Here is a 14,911-nt window from a genome sequence, read left to right as displayed (position 1 = left end):
GAGGTCAAACTTTTGATTGACGTTAATAAATTTGAAAGTATGCAGATTGGTCTTGCATCCCCGAATAAAATTCGGAGTTGGTCATACGGCGAAGTTAAAAAACCTGAAACGATTAATTATCGTACTTTAAAACCCGAAAAAGATGGTTTATTTGATGAAAGAATTTTTGGACCAACTAAGGATTGGGCCTGTGCATGTGGCAAGTACAAAGGCGTAAGATATCGTGGTATCGTTTGTGATCGGTGTGGGGTTGAAGTTACTTCATCTAAAGTAAGAAGAGAACGGATGGGTCATATTGAATTGGCTGCTCCAGTTACTCATATTTGGTACTTTAAGGGAATACCATCAAGAATGGGATTGATTCTTGATATGTCACCAAGGTTATTAGAAGAAGTAATTTATTTTGCTGCTTATATTGTAATTGATCCGGGTGACACCGACCTTGAATTCAAGCAATTGCTAACAGAAGTTGAATATCGAGAACAAAAAGCTAAATATGGTAGTCGCTTTGAAGCTAAGATGGGGGCAGAAGCAATTCGTGATCTGCTACGTAAAGTTGATTTGGCCAAAGAAGTTACTGATTTAAAGAAAGAATTAGCGACTGCTACTGGTCAAAAACGTGTTCGTGCAATTAGAAGACTAGATATTTTAGATGCTTTTAAAGATTCTGGTAATAAACCAGAATGGATGGTTATTGATGCCGTACCAGTTATTCCACCGGACTTACGTCCAATGGTTCAACTAGAAGGTGGCCGCTTTGCTACTTCTGACTTAAACGATCTTTATCGTCGAGTAATTAATCGAAATAACCGGTTAAAGAGATTACTTGACCTTAATGCTCCTAACATTATCGTGCAAAATGAAAAGCGGATGTTGCAAGAAGCTGTTGATGCTTTGATTGATAATGGTCGTCGTGGTCGCTCAGTTGTCGGTCCAGGCAATCGACCATTGAAGTCTTTATCACACATGCTGAAAGGTAAACAAGGACGTTTTCGTCAAAACTTACTTGGTAAACGTGTTGATTATTCTGGTCGTTCAGTTATTGATGTTTCACCAAAATTGAAATTTTATCAGTGTGGTGTTCCGCGGCCAATGGCACTTGAATTATTTAAGCCATTTGTGATGCACGAACTAGTTAAACGCAAGATTGCATCCAATATTAAGAGTGCAAAACGCAAAATTGATCGTGAAGATGATGAGGTTTGGGATGTACTTGAGGACGTAATCAAGGAAAGAACAGTTCTACTGAACCGTGCTCCTACCTTGCACCGTTTAAGTATTCAGGCATTCGAACCTGTATTAGTGCCAGGCAAATCTATTCGCTTACATCCATTAACTTGTGAAGCTTATAATGCTGACTTTGATGGTGACCAGATGGCTATTCATGTTCCACTATCTGATGAAGCAGTTGCGGAATCAAGATTATTAATGCTAGCAGCGCATCATATCTTGGCACCTAAAGATGGTAAACCGATCGTTACACCTTCGCAGGATATAGTTTTAGGTAACTATTGGTTAACACAAGCTGAAAAAGGTCGTGAAGGCGAGGGAATGATTTTCAATTCCCCAGATGAAGCAACTATTGCTTACAATAATGGTGATATTCATTACCATACAATTATTGGTATGGCTGCTGATTCAATGTCGGAAAAAGCATGGCCGAAGGGCTGTGAACACGGTATTTTTATTACGACATATGGTCGGGTAATTTTTAACCAAATTTTTCCGAAGGATTACTTCTATATTAATGAACCAACTGAAGAGAATTTAAATAATCCTTTAGCAGAAAAGTATTTCTTACATTCAGGCGAAGACATCAATCAAAAAATCGATGATATTGCTGATGAATTAATTTCTACACCATTTAAGAAGTCATTTTTATCAGATTCGATTGCAACAATTTACAAGTATTATCGGGTTCAAAGAACTTCAGAATATCTTGATGACTTAAAGACTCTTGGTTATACAAGTTCAACCACTTCTGGTATTACTATTGGAATGACTGATGTTCCGGAAATTGATGATAAAGATGAAAAGGTAGCCAAAGCGCACAAGCAAGTTGATGTTGTTTCTAAGCAATTTAGACGTGGGTTAATTACTGAACAAGAACGACATGATCGTGTGATTAGTATCTGGAATGAATGTAAAGATCAAGTTCAAAATGAAATTGCCCAAATATATGATCCACGTAACCCAATTACAATCATGGCCGACTCAGGTGCTCGTGGTAATATTTCTAACTTTACACAGCTTGCTGGAATGCGTGGGTTAATGGCCACACCTAACGGTGGGCTATTTGAAATTCCAGTTACTTCAAACTTTAAAGAAGGGCTATCTGTACTAGAACTATTCATGTCAACTCACGGTGCACGTAAAGGAATGACCGATACAGCGTTGAAGACGGCTCAGTCAGGTTATTTGACTAGACGTTTAGTAGATGTTGCGCAAGATGTGATTATTCGTGAAGAAGATTGTGGTACTGATCGTGGAATTGATGTTCATGCTATTATGGAAGGCGATGAATTAATAGAACCACTCTATGATCGTTTACTTGGTCGATTCACTGCCGAAACGGTTAAAGATCCACAAACTGGTGAAGCAATTGTAGGGCCAAATGTAATGATGGATGAAAATCTGGCGCACCAAATTTGTGCTGCAGGAGTTACTAATGTTAAAATTCGTTCAATTTTAACTTGTGATACATCACATGGTGTTTGCCGCAGATGCTATGGTATGAATTTGGCAACTGGTGAAGCGGTTGAAGTTGGTGAAGCAGTTGGTACTGTTGCGGCGCAATCAATTGGGGAACCGGGTACTCAGCTAACTCTACGTACTTTCCACAATGGTGGTGTTGCTGGTGCCGAAGATATTACACAGGGTCTTCCTCGTGTGCAAGAATTGTTTGAAGCGCGTAATCCTAAAGGTCGGGCTGTTATTTCTGAAGTTGATGGAATAATTGATTCAATTCAAGAAAATCCAGCAGAACACACTCGTGAAATCACAGTTAAAGGTAAGATTGATACCAGAAGTTACAGCGTACCGTACACAGCATCTGTTGCAGTTGCTGAAGGTGATGAAGTGAAACGCGGAGCCAAGTTGACCCTTGGTTCAATTGATCCGAAAGAATTAATCCAAGTTACAGATACTTTAACAACTGAAGAATATATTTTAGTTGAAGTTCAAAAAGCTTATAGAATGCAGGGGGTTGATATTTCCGATAAGCACGTTGAAGTTTTAACTAGACAAATGCTTCAAAAAGTTAGGGTTCTTGATCCTGGTGAAACTAACTTGTTACCAGGTGAAATTATGGATATTGGCCAATTTAAGGAACGTAACACGTCAGTAATTATTTCTGGTGGCATCCCTGCAACCGCTCAAAGTGTGATTTTGGGAATTACTAAGGCAGCGTTAGAAACTAATAGTTTCTTGTCGGCTGCATCATTCCAAGAAACCACTCGTGTTCTTACTGATGCTTCAATCAGGGGTAAAAATGACCCACTTCTTGGTTTGAAAGAAAACGTTATTATTGGTAAAATCATTCCTGCTGGTACTGGTTTACCAGTTTATCGTAATATGGAACCTGAAGCAGATGTAGCTAAGCCAAAGTCTGTTTATTCAATTGCTGATATTGAAAAACAAATGAAGGAAGCTGACAAGCTAAAGGATCCACAATAATAAATTTTAAAAGAGCTTAATTTCTTAATTATAAGAAATTAAGCTCTTTTTAGTTAAGCATCAACTGTATAATTAAACCTAAAAAAAGATAGGGAATAAAAGGTATAGCTTGTTTTTTTGAAAAATTTTTCTTTTCAAGGATGAATTGTGAAAGTAAAAAAATAGAGGCAAATAAAAAAACTTGATTAGCAAAATGCGCATTAAAATATAGTATTAAAATTAAATAGATAATTAAATCGCCGCTACCAAGTTTTTTCTGAAAAATATAGATAACAAGTAAAATTAAAATTGGGAATGCCTCGATATAATCTAATAATTCAGCTTTAAATAAATTGCTAATATGATAGCTTATAGAAAAAAAGGCTGGTAAAAGCATGACGAGGTGAAACTCAGAATGTGTCGCATCATAAATCGCAACAAGCAATAAGCTAAAAATCAAAATAGCTGTTAGCTGTCCTTCAATCTTACTAAAGTCGATCTGAATATAGGCAAAACCACCAATAACTTCAATCAAAAAAAGATGGGCAGAAATTTGTCCATGACAATATCGACATCTGCCACGTAAAAAAATGTAAGAAATAATAGGAAGTTCATCTAGTAAGCTTAATTCACTGTGGCAAATTGTGCAGTGTGATCTAGTAAAGATAAAGTCACTTTGATTGTAATGCTCACAAATTACCGCTGCATGAGAAGCTAAGCAACTTCCAATTATAAAATTGGTTAATAAATAAATCATTTTATAAATTCACCTCAATTAATAATACGTAAAAATAAGTGAAATTTCTTAATAGAATGGATTGATTTTTAATTAGAAGCGTGTAAAATAATCTATGTACATTTTGAGGTATTGTTCAGGATAAAAAAGAAACTCCTGGATGTGTGAACAAAATAAACGATTTATAGGAGGAAAAATTTAATGCCAACCATTAATCAATTGGTAAGAAAAGGTCGTCGGACTAAGACGACTAAGTCAAAGTCCCCAGCTTTAAGCTATGGCTATAACAGTATGAAAAAAGAATTAGTATCTAACCCAGCACCACAAATGCGTGGAGTTGCTACTCGTGTGGGTACTATGACGCCAAAGAAACCAAACTCAGCTTTACGAAAGTATGCTCGTGTACGTCTTTCTAACTTAATTGAAGTAACTGCTTATATTCCCGGTGAAGGTCACAACTTACAAGAACACTCGGTTGTTTTAATTCGTGGTGGTCGTGTAAAGGACCTTCCTGGTGTGCGTTACCATATCATTCGTGGTGCTCTTGATACTGCTGGTGTTGATGGCAGAAAACAAGGTCGCTCTAAGTATGGTGCCAAGAAAGATTAAGGAGGAGTTAAATAATGCCTAGAAAAGGACATGTAGCTAAAAGAGATATCTTAGCAGATCCAGTATACAACTCAAAGCTTGTTACTAAGTTAATTAATCACTTGATGATTGATGGTAAAAGAGCTAAGGCATCTGCAATCCTTTATGACGCTTTTAATATCGTTAAAGAAAAGACTGACAAAGAGCCACTTGATGTTTTTGAAGAAGCAATGAATAACATTATGCCAGTTTTGGAAGTTAGAGCTCGTCGTATTGGTGGATCAAATTATCAAATTCCAGTTGAAGTTCGTCCAGAAAGAAGAACAACTTTAGGCTTAAGATGGTTGGTTTCATATGCCCGTTTGCGTAATGAGCATACAATGGATGAGCGTTTAGCTAATGAAATTATTGATGCTTCAAATAACACTGGCTCAGCAGTTAAGAAGCGTGAAGATGTTCATCGCATGGCAGAAGCTAACCGTGCCTTTGCTCATTATCGTTTCTAATTTTTTAAGGAGAGAGAATTTATGGCTAATAAACGTGAATTTCCATTAGAAAAAACACGTAATATTGGTATTATGGCCCACATTGATGCGGGTAAAACCACCACTACCGAGCGTATACTTTACTACACTGGTAAAATCCATAAAATTGGTGAAACACATGAAGGTGATTCCCAAATGGACTGGATGGAAGAAGAAAAAGAACGTGGTATTACCATTACGTCAGCGGCCACAACTGCTCAATGGAATGACTACAGAATTAACATTATTGATACCCCAGGACACGTTGACTTTACAATTGAAGTTGAGCGTTCCCTTCGGGTGCTTGATGGTGCGGTAACTGTTCTTGATGCTCAAGCTGGTGTTGAGCCACAAACTGAAAATGTTTGGCGCCAAGCTGAAACTTACGGTGTTCCTCGAATTGTTTTCATTAACAAGATGGACAAGATTGGTGCAGACTTTGATAAGTCTGTAAAATCTTTACATGAACGTTTAAACGCCAATGCTTTAGCTGTCCAGATGCCGATTGGCTCTGCTGAAACATTTGAAGGCGTCATTGATTTAATCAATATGGTAGCTGATGTTTATGATGAAGATAAGCTTGGGGCTAAATGGGAAACAATTCCAGTTCCAGATGAATACAAAGAAGAAGCAGAAAAGCGTCGTGCTGAATTAATTGAACAAGTAGCTGATGTTGATGACGACATCATGGATAAATACCTTAATGGTGAAGAAATTTCCATTGAAGAATTAAAAGCTGCTATTCGTAAGGCAACTCTAGATTTGAAAGCTTTCCCAGTATTTGCTGGTTCAGCATTTAAGAACAAGGGTGTACAAATGATGCTTGATGGTGTTGTTGATTACTTGCCATCACCACTAGATGTAAAACCTTATGTTGCTCATGATCCTAAATCTGGCGAAGAAGTCGAATTAATTGCTGGTGACGACAAGCCGTTTTCAGCATTAGCTTTCAAGATTGCAACTGATCCATTTGTTGGTCGTTTAACTTATATTCGTGTCTATACTGGTTCACTTGAATCTGGATCTTATGTTTTAAATGCTTCTAAGAACGGTCGCGAGCGTGTTGGTCGTTTATTACAAATGCATGCTAATTCAAGAAGTGAAATTTCTGAAGTCTTCTCTGGAGATATTGCGGGAGCAATTGGTTTAAAGAATACTACTACCGGTGATTCTCTGACTGATCCAGATCACCCATTGATTTTGGAAAGTCTAGAAGTTCCAGATCCAGTTATTCAAGTTTCAATCGAACCAGAATCAAAAGCAGACCGTGATAAGCTTGACGTTGCTTTGCAGAAGTTAACTGAAGAGGATCCAACCTTTAGAGCAGAAACTAATGCAGAAACTGGACAAACTTTAATTTCTGGGATGGGTGAATTGCACCTTCAAATTATGGTAGAACGAATGAAACGTGAATTTCACGTTGAAGCCAAAATTGGTGAGCCACAAGTTGCTTATCGCGAAACCTTTACTAAGGAAGCACAAGCACAAGGTAAATTTGTTCGTCAATCTGGTGGTAAAGGTCAATATGGTGACGTTTGGATTGAATTTACACCAAATGAAAGAGGTAAAGGATATGAGTTTGAAGATGCCATTGTCGGTGGTGTTGTTCCTCGTGAATTTATCCCTTCAGTTGATGCCGGGTTACAAGAATCAATGAAGAATGGTATTTTAGCAGGATATCCATTAATTGATGTCAAGGCTAAACTTTATGATGGTAGTTACCATGAAGTTGACTCTTCAGAAGCAGCCTTCAAAGTTGCCGCTTCAATTGCTTTGAAGAATGCGGCACCTAAGGCTGGTGCGGTAATTCTTGAGCCAATTATGAAAGTTCAAGTGATTACACCCGAAGAATACTTAGGAGATGTAATGGGTTCGATTACTGCTCGTCGTGGTACAATGGATAATATGGTAGACCGCTCGGGTGCTAAAGTATTGAATTCAATGGTTCCACTTGCTGAAATGTTTGGCTACGCAACTACTTTGCGGTCATCAACTCAAGGCCGTGGTACTTTCACAATGGTCTTTGATCACTATGCAGCTACTCCTAAGTCAATCCAGGAAGAAATTATTAAAAATCGTGGCGGTAACGCTGAATAGTAATTTTGTCCTAATATAAAGATCGAGTTGTTGATAAATTTAATAATTCTTTATTTTAATTAGGCTTAAAAGCATCAAACTACATGAGTAGTTTGATGCTTTTGCTTTGAACCCAATAAAATTCAATCAGCTTAAAAATTGATTTTTACTTTTATTAATAGATTTTTATAATAATAGCTATTTTTTATCAAATAAATTTCGTCTAAATTAATGCTTTAATTTAAATAAAACTAACCCTAACCCTTGATATTTAAGCGTAAAGTAGGTACAATAGTCTTTGTGCATTTAGGGCTTATTCTGCTTTAAAGCATATCTTTGTTGTAGAGCGTTGATGCAAAAGGTTGCGGCACACCAGGCTGCATTGCCACAGAAGTGTGCTGGGAATTTTTGCGGAAGCCAGTCATCTTTTAAAGAGGACGTTAAGGAGGTAATTTAATGGCAAGTCAATCAATTCGTATTCGACTAAAGTCATACGAACATGGTATTCTCGATGAATCAGCTGCTAAAATCGTAGCTACTGCAAAGAGAACTGGCGCTGAAATTTCAGGTCCAGTTCCTTTGCCAACAGAAAGGGTTTTATTCACAGTTTTACGTTCACCGCATAAGAACAAAGATTCTCGTGAACAGTTTGAAATGCGGACGCATAAACGTTTAATTGATATTTTAAATCCAACACCTAAAACTGTTGATTCTTTAATGAAGCTTGATTTACCAAGCGGTGTTGACATCGAAATCAAACTATAAATTTTAAAAAGAAAGAGGTGTAAACATGACCAAAGGAATCTTAGGAAGAAAAGTTGGTATGACTCAAATATTCACTAAAGATGGTATCCTTGTTCCTGTAACTGTTGTTGAAGCAACACCTAATGTTGTTATGCAAGTTAAGACTGTTGAATCAGACGGTTACGAAGCAGTTCAATTGGGCTATCAAGATAAGCGTGAAGTTTTGAGCAACAAACCAGAAAAAGGTCATGCTGCAAAAGCAAAGACGTCGCCTAAGCGCTTCATTCGTGAAATCCGCGGAGTAGAGCTTAAGGACTACGAAGTCGGCTCAGAAATTACTGTGGACACATTTAAGGAAGGCGACGTTGTTGACGTTACCGGAATTACAAGAGGTCATGGATACCAAGGTAACATTAAACGTTGGGGTCAATCACGTGGACCTGAAACTCATGGTTCAAGATACCATCGAATTCCTGGTTCAATGGGTTCCATCATTAACCGTGTACCTAAAGGCAAGCGCTTGCCAGGTCACATGGGTGTGAAAAAAGTTACCATTGAAAACCTAGTAATTGAAAAAGTTGTGGCAGATAAGAATGTTTTATTAATTAAAGGCAACGTGCCTGGTGCTAAAAATTCATTAATTACTGTCAAATCTGCTGTTAAAAATAACGATTAGGAAGGAGGACTAGAATGGCTAATTTAAAAGTTATCGATCAAAAAGGTAAAGATGCTGGTGAAGTTTCTTTAAAAGATGAAGTTTTTGGTATTGAACCAAATGAAAGCGTAGTTTTTGATGCAATCATCAGACAAAGAGCTGGCAAGCGTCAAGGCACTTCAAAAGTGAAGAATAGATCTGCTGTTCGTGGTGGTGGTAAGAAGCCATGGAAGCAAAAGGGTACTGGTCGTGCTCGTCAAGGTTCTATTAGATCACCTCAATGGCGTGGTGGTGGTGTAGTCTTTGGACCTACTCCACGTTCTTATGCATATTCAATGCCAAGAAAGCAACGTCGTTTGGCTATTAAGTCAGTTCTTTCCCAAAAATTAATTGATAATAATTTGATTGTTTTAGATCAGTTGACTATGTCAGCACCTAAGACAAAAGAATTCAAAGCAATACTGGACAGCTTAAATGTTGCAGGTAAAGTGTTGGTTGTTTCAGAAGATAGAAACGTGCAACTTTCAGCTAAGAATTTGCCAAACGTTAAGGTAATCACTATTAATGGTGTTAATGTTGAAGATGTTGTCAATTATGACAAATTAATCTTGACTAAGGATGCTATTGAGAAGATTGAAAAGAATGTTGAGGGGGCTGCAAAAGAATGAGTGCACACGATATCATTTTAAGACCTGTCATTACTGAAAAGTCTACGAATTTAATGGATGATAAGAAGTACACTTTCAATGTGCTTTTAACTGCAACCAAGACTCAAGTTCGTAACGCTGTTGAAGAAATTTTTGACGTTAAAGTTAAAAAAGTTAACATTATGAATGTTCGTGGTAAGGATAAACGAGTTGGGCGCTATACTGGTAAAACTGCTCGCACACGTAAAGCAATTGTTACTTTAACTAACGATTCAAACGGCATCAAAATTTTTAAAGACGAAAATACAGAAGAGAATAAGTAATAGGAGGTCAGTCAATTGGCTATTAAGATTTATAAGCCAACCACAAATGGTCGCCGTAATATGACTTCTTCCGACTTCGCTGAGATTACTACAAGCAAGCCAGAGCGTACTTTGCTTGAGTCACAATCACATACTGCGGGTCGTAACTCATATGGTCATATTACTAGTAGACACCGTGGCGGTGGACATAAACAAAAGTATCGTATCATTGATTTCAAACGTAACAAGGACAACACAAAGGCCGTTGTTAAAACTATTGAATATGATCCAAATAGAACTGCTAATATCGCACTTCTTCACTATACTGATGGTATTAAAACTTACATTTTAGCACCTAAAGGATTAAAAGTTGGTGATATAGTTGAATCAGGTTCTAATGCAGACATTAAGCCAGGTAACGCATTACCATTAAAAGATATCCCTACTGGTACTTCAATTCATAACATTGAGTTGAGACCTGGTAGAGGTGGTCAATTAGTAAGAAGTGCGGGTACTAGTGCTCAAGTTTTGGGTAGTGACGGTAAGTATACGTTAGTTAGATTACAAAGTGGCGAAGTTCGTAAGATTTTGTCAGCTTGTCGTGCAACTATTGGTGTTGTTGGCAATGAACAACATTCATTAATTCAAATAGGTAAAGCTGGTCGTAGCCGTTGGCTAGGCAGACGTCCACAATCCCGTGGTTCTGTAATGAACCCTAACGATCACCCACATGGTGGTGGTGAAGGTAAGGCCCCAGTTGGTCGTCCACAACCTATGACTCCTTGGGGTAAGAAAGCTCGTGGTATTAAGACTAGAAATAGTAAGAGAGCCAGCGAGAAGTTAATTATTCGTCACCGTAAAGGTAGCAAGTAATAGAAGGAGGGTTAATTAATGAGCCGTAGTATTAAAAAAGGGCCTTTTGCAGATGCATCGTTGTTAAAGAAAGTTGATGCACAAGCTGATTCAGAAAAAAAACAGGTTATTAAGACTTGGTCACGTCGTTCAACTATTTTCCCTTCCTTTGTTGGGTTGACTATAGCTGTTTACGATGGTAGAAAACATGTTCCAGTTTATATTACTGAAGACATGGTTGGCCACAAATTAGGTGAATTTGTTCCAACGAGAACGTTCCATGGACACAAAGCATCTGACGACAAGGCTACAAGATAAAGAAAGGAGAAACACTTAAATGGCAGAACAAATTAGTTCAGCTAGGGCTGAAGCAAGAACTGTTCGGATTACTGCAAGAAAAGCACGTTTAGTCGTTGATTTGATTCGCGGTAAAGATGTTGCTGAAGCATTGGCAATCTTGCAATTTACGCCTAGAGCTGCTTCCCCAATCGTTGAAAAAGTTTTACGTTCAGCAATTGCAAACGCAGAACACAATTACGATCTCGAAAGTGCAAATTTATATGTATCTGAAGCATACGTTAATGAAGGAGCAACTTTAAAGAGATTTAGACCACGTGCCAAAGGTATGGCTTCTCCTATTAACAAGAGAACTAGTCATGTAGTTGTAGTAGTTTCAGAAAAGAACGATTAAGGGAGGTATATTAATGGGTCAAAAGATTAACCCAAATGGTTTTCGTCTCGGCGTGATTCGTGATTGGGAATCTAAATGGTATGCTGACAGAGGATACAAGGAAACCTTAAATGAAGACCTGCGCATCAGACAATTCATTTCTAAGAAATTAAAAGATGCCTCTGTTTCTACTATTGAAATTGAACGTGCAGCAAATAGAATCAATGTATCGATTAATACTGCTAAGCCAGGAATGGTAATCGGTAAAGGTGGTTCTGAAGTTGAAGCTTTAAGAAAAGAGTTAAATGCTTTAACTAAGAAGCAAGTTCAAGTAAATATTGTTGAAATTAAGAAGCCAGATTTAGATGCTAAATTAGTAGCTGAAAGTATCGCTAGTCAATTAGAAGCGCGTATAGCATTTAGACGTGCAATGCGCCAAGCTACTCAAAGATCTATGCGTGCAGGAGCCAAAGGAATCAGAGTTCAAACTTCTGGTCGTTTAAATGGTGCTGACATGGCAAGAAGAGAGTGGCATACTGAAGGTCGTGTTCCATTACAGACATTGAGAGCTGACATTGACTATGCTTGGGTAAACGCATTTACCACTTATGGTGAAATTGGTGTTCAAGTATGGATTAACCGTGGTGAAATCTTACCTTCAAAGAGTAAGACACCTCGAAAAGCTGTGAAAGGAGGAAACAAATAATGCCTCTAGTACCAAAGCGAGTAAAACACCGTCGTGAATTCCGTGGAAAAATGCGCGGTGCTGCTAAAGGTGGAAAAACCATTGCTTTTGGTGAGTATGGTTTGGAAGCTCTTGAATCACATTGGATTACTAATCAACAAATCGAAGCTGCTCGTGTTGCGATGACTCGTTACATGAAGCGTGGTGGTAAAGTTTGGATTAGAATTTTCCCTCAAAAGTCATACACTGCTAAAGGTGTTGGTGTACGTATGGGTTCTGGTAAAGGTGCACCTGCCGGTTGGGTAGCTGTTGTTAAGAGAGAAAAAATAATGTTTGAAATTGGTGGTGTTAGTGAAGCAACCGCTCGTGAAGCTTTAAGACTTGCAGCAACTAAATTACCAATTAAGTGTAAATTTGTGACTAAAAGTTCGGAAGTAGGTGGCAATTCTAATGAAGGCTAAGGATATCAGAGCACTAACCAATGATCAGATGTTAGATAAGGAAAAGCAATATAAAGAAGAACTTTTTAATTTGCGTTTTCAACAAGCAACGGGTCAATTAGAAAATACCGCTCGCCTAAGTAAAGTCCGCAAAAATATCGCTAGAATTAAAACAATTCTTAGCGAAGAAGCATTAAAAAACGATTAGTGGAAGGGAGTTATTAACTTGAGCGAATCAATCGAAAGAAATCGTCGTCACGTATATCAAGGTCGAGTAATTTCTGATAAGAATGATAAAACTATTACTGTAGTAGTTGATACTTACAAGAATCACCCTGTATACAAAAAGCGTACAAGATATTCAAAGAAATATTACGCACAAGATGAAAATAATGAAGCTAAAGTTGGCGATACTGTTCGTATCATGGAAACTCGTCCATTATCTCGTACAAAACGCTTTCGTTTAGTTGAAATTGTTAAGAAATCTGTTTAACTTGCGGATTTAGTGAGGGGAGGATTATATAGTGATTCAAAATGAATCCCGTTTGAAGGTTGCTGATAACTCAGGTGCCAGAGAACTTTTAGTTATTAGAGTCTTAGGTGGTTCAAAGCGTAAGACTGGTAACATTGGCGATATCGTGGTAGCAACAGTTAAACAAGCAACACCAGGTGGCGTTGTCAAAAAAGGCGACGTTGTTAAAGCTGTTATTGTTAGAACAAAATCAGGCGCACGTCGTGAAGATGGTTCATACATCAAGTTTGATGAAAATGCCGGCGTTGTAATTAATGCAGATAAGAGCCCACGTGGTACTCGTATCTTTGGGCCTGTTGCACGTGAGTTACGTGAGCACGACTTTATGAAGATCGTCTCTCTTGCTCCAGAAGTCTTATAATTAAGTGAGGTGCACTGATGTTTGTTAAAACTGGTGACAAAGTAAAAGTTATTGCCGGAAAAGATAAGGGTAAAGAAGGTATTGTTCTTTCAGTTAACGTTAAAAAGAACCGTGTAGTTGTTAAGGGCGTTAATACAATAAAGAAACACCAAAAGCCTTCGCAAACCAATGCAAATGGTGGTGTAGTTGAATCAGAAGGTTCAATTCATGCATCTAATGTTAAGGTTATTGCTAAATCTGAAAGCAAAAAAGAAACTAAAAAGTAGAAGGGAGGACACAAATGGCAAATTATTTAGCTAAAGAATATAAAGAAAAGATTGTTCCTGCATTGCAAGAAAAGTTTGATTACAGTTCAGTTATGCAAGTACCTAAGATTGAAAAAATCGTTTTAAACATGGGTGTTGGTGATGCTGTTTCCAATGCTAAAACTTTGGATGAGGCTGTTGATGAGTTAACTTTGATTTCTGGTCAAAAACCATTAGTTACCAAAGCTAAGAAATCAATTGCGAACTTCCGCTTGCGTGAAGGTATGTCTATTGGTGCTAAAGTAACACTTAGAGGGGATAGAATGTATGACTTCTTATACAAGTTGATTAGTGTTTCACTTCCTCGTGTTCGTGACTTCCGCGGTGTTTCAAGTCGTTCATTTGATGGTCGAGGCAACTATACTTTAGGTATTAAGGAACAATTGATTTTCCCAGAAATTGACTTTGATAAAGTTAATCGGACTAGGGGTTTGGATGTTGTTATCGTAACTACTGCCAACACTGATGAAGAAGCGCGTGAGCTTTTAAGTCAATTTGGTATGCCGTTTGCAAAATAATGGAGGACACTAATGGCTAAAACGTCACAAAAAATTAGAAATCATCGTCCTGCTAAGTTTTCTTCACGTGAATATACTCGTTGCGAGAGATGTGGTCGCCCACACTCTGTGTATCGTAAATTTGGCTTATGCCGTATTTGCTTGAAGGATTTAGCTCACAAGGGTCAGATCCCAGGTCTTAAAAAGGCTAGTTGGTAATACGGTTAGGAGGATAGCATAAATGGTCATGACAGATCCGATCGCAGATTACTTGACAAGAATTAGAAATGCTAATATGGCAAAGCATAGTTCTGTTGAAATTCCTGCATCAAACATAAAAAAATCTATTTCAGAAATTTTGAAACGCGAAGGCTTCATCCGTGATTACGAAGTTACTGATGACAATAAGCAAGGTACTATCAAGATTTTCTTGAAATATGGTCCAGACGGAGAACGTGTCATTTCAGGCTTAAAGCGTATTTCTAAGCCAGGTCTTAGAAACTATGTTAGTGCTGAAAATTTACCTAAGGTTCTTAATGGATTAGGTATCGCCATCGTTTCAACTTCTGCTGGTGTAATTACCGATAAAGAAGCAAGACAAAAAGATGTTGGTGGCGAAGTTATCGCTTACGTTTGGTAATTC

21 protein-coding genes are annotated in these 14,911 nt (G+C 37.8%); 20 read left to right on the top strand and 1 reads right to left on the bottom strand.

Features of this window, described 5'->3' with window-relative positions:
* Positions 1 to 12 precede the first annotated feature (12 nt).
* The gene (gene rpoC, locus F5ESL0233_RS06655) at positions 13 to 3,675 is read left to right on the top strand and encodes a DNA-directed RNA polymerase subunit beta' (RefSeq protein ID WP_122059366.1); all 3,663 of its coding nucleotides are present in this window, start codon (positions 13 to 15) and stop codon (positions 3,673 to 3,675) included.
* 49 nt (positions 3,676 to 3,724) lie between these two features.
* On the opposite strand, the gene F5ESL0233_RS06650 is transcribed toward rpoC, so the two are convergent.
* Positions 3,725 to 4,411: an A24 family peptidase gene (locus F5ESL0233_RS06650; RefSeq protein ID WP_122059364.1), complete on the bottom strand. Its 687-nt coding sequence runs from the start codon at positions 4,409 to 4,411 to the stop codon at positions 3,725 to 3,727.
* 180 nt (positions 4,412 to 4,591) lie between these two features.
* Between F5ESL0233_RS06650 and rpsL the strand changes: the two genes are divergently transcribed.
* The 19 genes from rpsL to rpsH all read left to right on the top strand — a co-directional run bounded on the left by rpsL (position 4,592) and on the right by rpsH (position 14,908).
* On the top strand, positions 4,592 to 4,999 hold the full coding sequence (rpsL, locus tag F5ESL0233_RS06645; RefSeq protein ID WP_090092326.1) for a 30S ribosomal protein S12: 408 nt from the start codon (positions 4,592 to 4,594) through the stop codon (positions 4,997 to 4,999).
* A gap of 14 nt (positions 5,000 to 5,013) precedes the next feature.
* Positions 5,014 to 5,484 (top strand): 30S ribosomal protein S7, encoded by a 471-nt coding sequence (rpsG, locus tag F5ESL0233_RS06640; protein WP_090092325.1) that lies wholly within the window; start codon positions 5,014 to 5,016, stop codon positions 5,482 to 5,484.
* Between the two features lie 21 nt (positions 5,485 to 5,505).
* A complete protein-coding gene (gene fusA / locus F5ESL0233_RS06635; protein ID WP_090092323.1) occupies positions 5,506 to 7,599 on the top strand; it encodes an elongation factor G in 2,094 nt (697 codons plus the stop codon).
* 435 nt (positions 7,600 to 8,034) lie between these two features.
* The gene (gene rpsJ, locus F5ESL0233_RS06630; protein WP_046327486.1) at positions 8,035 to 8,343 is read left to right on the top strand and encodes a 30S ribosomal protein S10; all 309 of its coding nucleotides are present in this window, start codon (positions 8,035 to 8,037) and stop codon (positions 8,341 to 8,343) included.
* A 25-nt stretch (positions 8,344 to 8,368) separates the two neighbouring features.
* Positions 8,369 to 8,998 (top strand): 50S ribosomal protein L3, encoded by a 630-nt coding sequence (rplC, locus tag F5ESL0233_RS06625; protein WP_090092322.1) that lies wholly within the window; start codon positions 8,369 to 8,371, stop codon positions 8,996 to 8,998.
* A 14-nt stretch (positions 8,999 to 9,012) separates the two neighbouring features.
* Positions 9,013 to 9,645 carry a 50S ribosomal protein L4 gene (rplD, locus tag F5ESL0233_RS06620; protein ID WP_122022137.1) on the top strand — a complete coding sequence of 211 codons (633 nt, stop codon included), beginning with the start codon at positions 9,013 to 9,015 and terminating at the stop codon, positions 9,643 to 9,645.
* Complete coding sequence (rplW, locus tag F5ESL0233_RS06615; protein WP_122059363.1) at positions 9,642 to 9,947, top strand: 50S ribosomal protein L23; 306 nt, start codon at positions 9,642 to 9,644, stop codon at positions 9,945 to 9,947. Before rplD ends, rplW begins: the two co-directional genes overlap by 4 nt.
* 15 nt (positions 9,948 to 9,962) lie before the next feature.
* Positions 9,963 to 10,799 (top strand): 50S ribosomal protein L2, encoded by an 837-nt coding sequence (rplB, locus tag F5ESL0233_RS06610; protein ID WP_090092317.1) that lies wholly within the window; start codon positions 9,963 to 9,965, stop codon positions 10,797 to 10,799.
* An 18-nt stretch (positions 10,800 to 10,817) separates the two neighbouring features.
* Entirely contained in the window at positions 10,818 to 11,096 is a 279-nt protein-coding gene (gene rpsS, locus F5ESL0233_RS06605; RefSeq protein ID WP_090092316.1) for a 30S ribosomal protein S19, read from the top strand.
* Between the two features lie 19 nt (positions 11,097 to 11,115).
* Complete coding sequence (rplV, locus tag F5ESL0233_RS06600) at positions 11,116 to 11,469, top strand: 50S ribosomal protein L22 (protein WP_090092314.1); 354 nt, start codon at positions 11,116 to 11,118, stop codon at positions 11,467 to 11,469.
* A gap of 13 nt (positions 11,470 to 11,482) precedes the next feature.
* Positions 11,483 to 12,154 carry a 30S ribosomal protein S3 gene (gene rpsC / locus F5ESL0233_RS06595; RefSeq protein ID WP_090092312.1) on the top strand — a complete coding sequence of 224 codons (672 nt, stop codon included), beginning with the start codon at positions 11,483 to 11,485 and terminating at the stop codon, positions 12,152 to 12,154.
* A complete protein-coding gene (rplP, locus tag F5ESL0233_RS06590; protein WP_090092311.1) occupies positions 12,154 to 12,594 on the top strand; it encodes a 50S ribosomal protein L16 in 441 nt (146 codons plus the stop codon). The genes rpsC and rplP overlap by 1 nt, the downstream gene beginning before the upstream one ends.
* On the top strand, positions 12,584 to 12,781 hold the full coding sequence (gene rpmC / locus F5ESL0233_RS06585) for a 50S ribosomal protein L29 (RefSeq protein WP_090092309.1): 198 nt from the start codon (positions 12,584 to 12,586) through the stop codon (positions 12,779 to 12,781). The genes rplP and rpmC overlap by 11 nt, the downstream gene beginning before the upstream one ends.
* An 18-nt stretch (positions 12,782 to 12,799) precedes the next feature.
* The gene (gene rpsQ / locus F5ESL0233_RS06580; RefSeq protein ID WP_090092308.1) at positions 12,800 to 13,066 is read left to right on the top strand and encodes a 30S ribosomal protein S17; all 267 of its coding nucleotides are present in this window, start codon (positions 12,800 to 12,802) and stop codon (positions 13,064 to 13,066) included.
* A 31-nt stretch (positions 13,067 to 13,097) separates the two neighbouring features.
* On the top strand, positions 13,098 to 13,466 hold the full coding sequence (rplN, locus tag F5ESL0233_RS06575) for a 50S ribosomal protein L14 (RefSeq protein ID WP_090092306.1): 369 nt from the start codon (positions 13,098 to 13,100) through the stop codon (positions 13,464 to 13,466).
* 17 nt (positions 13,467 to 13,483) lie between these two features.
* Positions 13,484 to 13,732, top strand: a complete 249-nt coding sequence (gene rplX / locus F5ESL0233_RS06570; RefSeq protein WP_090092305.1) for a 50S ribosomal protein L24 — start codon at positions 13,484 to 13,486, stop codon at positions 13,730 to 13,732.
* A gap of 14 nt (positions 13,733 to 13,746) precedes the next feature.
* Positions 13,747 to 14,289 (top strand): 50S ribosomal protein L5, encoded by a 543-nt coding sequence (rplE, locus tag F5ESL0233_RS06565; protein WP_090092303.1) that lies wholly within the window; start codon positions 13,747 to 13,749, stop codon positions 14,287 to 14,289.
* Positions 14,290 to 14,301: 12 nt separating this feature from the next.
* Entirely contained in the window at positions 14,302 to 14,487 is a 186-nt protein-coding gene (locus tag F5ESL0233_RS06560) for a type Z 30S ribosomal protein S14 (RefSeq protein ID WP_046307561.1), read from the top strand.
* Positions 14,488 to 14,509: 22 nt separating this feature from the next.
* Complete coding sequence (gene rpsH / locus F5ESL0233_RS06555; protein ID WP_122059361.1) at positions 14,510 to 14,908, top strand: 30S ribosomal protein S8; 399 nt, start codon at positions 14,510 to 14,512, stop codon at positions 14,906 to 14,908.
* The last annotated feature ends 3 nt before the right edge of the window (positions 14,909 to 14,911 follow it).

It is taken from the genome of Lactobacillus sp. ESL0233, assembly GCF_003692995.1.
In the GTDB taxonomy this organism is placed as follows: Bacteria; Bacillota; Bacilli; order Lactobacillales; family Lactobacillaceae; genus Lactobacillus; species Lactobacillus bombicola.
The sequence above is the reverse complement of the archived record's forward strand: the minus strand, read 5'-3'. Positions and strand labels throughout refer to the sequence as shown.